At 61.2% G+C, this 562-nt stretch carries 1 protein-coding gene; it reads left to right on the top strand.

Translation table 11 applies throughout. From position 1 onward, the window contains the following. Positions 1-306, top strand: a 306-nt coding sequence (locus L3X40_RS22125; protein WP_237367473.1) for a phospholipase A, incomplete at its 5' end; no start/stop codon positions are given. Between the last annotated feature and the right edge of the window lie 256 nt (positions 307-562).

Here is a 562-nt window from a genome sequence, read left to right as displayed (position 1 = left end):
CGTCTGGCGCTTTTCGTCGGCGACAAGTCGGACAATCCCGATATCCGCCGATACCGCGGCATCACGGGGCTATTCGTGGAGATCGGGGAGGATGAAGGACTGCGCCTCTCCACCTCCACCCGGTTCAACTTTTCGAGCGGCAAGGGCGCGCTCAGTGCCGATCTCTCCTATCCGCTGCCTCGTCTGCTGGGGGGTGGTCCGGACCTTTATCTGTTCGGACAGAGTTTCGTTGGCTATGGCGAGAACCTGCTCGACTATGATCGGCGCATGACGCGGTTCAGAATAGGCGTCGCGCTCGTGCGATAACGGAGATCGAGACCGGGATCGAGACGGCGATTCCGGACGAAACCTGCATCCCCCCACTCGACAACACTCTTCATAGGCCAAGCAGACAATAGCTGGCATATGAGTGCGGGTCCGGCAAGGGTCGGACCGACGGGCCGCGTCGACTCTGCCGATCTGCGGCATTGAGTAGGAATGGAGAAAATCGGTCGTACCTCGCGTCGCTTCGGGGTCGGGATCGTCGGACGTTGGCTGGGCTGGACCTTAGCCGCCTCCCCTT

Source organism: Rhizorhapis sp. SPR117 (assembly GCF_021742065.1).
This window is presented reverse-complemented; position numbering and strand designations above follow the sequence as displayed.